General features: G+C 69.7%; 1 protein-coding gene. It reads left to right on the top strand.

Annotated elements, in window-relative coordinates:
• Nucleotides 1-172 precede the first annotated feature (172 nt).
• Nucleotides 173-1,498, top strand: coding sequence for an IS4 family transposase (locus AC067N_RS38865; protein ID WP_478683676.1), 1,326 nt, complete (start codon nt 173-175; stop codon nt 1,496-1,498).
• The last annotated feature ends 34 nt before the right edge of the window (nt 1,499-1,532 follow it).

Here is a 1,532-nt window from a genome sequence, read left to right as displayed (position 1 = left end):
CAAGGCCGTGAAGTTAACGGGTCTCGCGGTGTTGTCCAGGGGCCTGTAGGTGAGGGTTTGGCCGGACATGAAGAGCGGAGCCCCGGTAGAACTGGCAGTCGACCAAGACAGCCGTTCACAAGGACCGGAGGCTCCGCTGTCCGGACAGTCTGCCATCACTCGTGCCGTCACGGTGGCCGGAGGCCGGTTTGCGCCCGGTCATCTCGGTGAACTCACCCAGCTTCTGCCCTTCGAGATGGTCGACGAGGCGCTGAGCGCCACCAGGGCTGTGCAGTCGCGGTTGCGGGATCTGCCCTCTCGGGTCGTGCTCTACCTGGTTTTGGCCGCGTGCCTGTTCCCGGAGGTGGGATACCCCGGCGTGTGGCGCAAGCTCACCGGGGCGCTCGTCGGCTTACCGGTGGCCGCGCCCACGGCGAGCGCGCTGGCCCAGGCCCGCCGACGCGTCGGCAGCAAGCCGCTGCGGTGGCTGTTCGACCTGCTGCGCGGCCCCGCCGCAACCCCGCACGGACCACCTTCCCACTGGCGCGGGCTGCTGGTGGCCGCACTCGACGGCACCACCCTGACCGTGCCCGACAGTCCCGCCGTCCTGACCAGGTTCACCAAGCAGGCGGGCAACCACGGCGGGACCGGCTACCCGCAGATCCGCCTGCTCGCCCTGGTCGCCTGCGGCACCCGCACCCTCATCGACGCGGTGTTCGGCCCCACTACCTCGGGCGAGACCACCTACGCGCCGCGCCTGCTGCCCAGTCTCCGGCCGGGGATGATCCTGCTGGCCGACCGCAACTTCGCCGCCCAGAAACTGATAGCCGGCATCGCGGCCACCGGAAGCGAGGTCCTGGTCCGGCTCAAGAACGGCCGCCGGATGCCGGTCCTGGCCCGCTACCGGGACGGCTCCTACCTCTCGACGCTCGGCCCGGTACGGGTTCGCGTCGTCGACTGCGAGATCACCATCACTACCACCGCCGGGAAGCACACCGGCCTCTACCGGCTGGCCACCACCCTGCTCGACCACCACCGCCACCCGGCAGCCGAACTCGCCACCCTGTATCACCAGCGCTGGGAGATCGAAACCGCCTACCTGGAACTGAAGTCGACCATCCTCGGCGGCCGCGTCCTGCGGGCCCGCACCCCCGAAGGCATCGAGCAGGAGATCTACGCGCTGCTGGTGGTCTACCAGCTGCTGCGGACGGCCATGGCGGATGCAACCAGCACCCGGCCCGGCACCGATCCGGACCGAGCCGGCTTCACCATCGCCTGGCAGGCCGCCCGCGACCAGATCATCCTGGCCGCGGGCGTCATCGCCGGCACTGTCATCGACCTGGCCGGCACCATCGGCCGACACGTCCTGGCCAGCCTGCTGCCCCCACGGCGCCTGCGGATCAGTCCCCGGATCGTCAAACGCGCCATCTCCAAGTACCAGGCCCGAGGCCCCCGCATCGACCGGACCAGCTACAAAGCCACCACCAGCATCGAAATCCTCGCCGCCGCCAGCCCTTGACAACACACCCCAGCCGCAAACTTCACGGCCTTGG

Source organism: Streptomyces sp. NPDC042364, assembly GCF_056437585.1.
The sequence above is the reverse complement of the archived record's forward strand: the minus strand, read 5'-3'. Positions and strand labels throughout refer to the sequence as shown.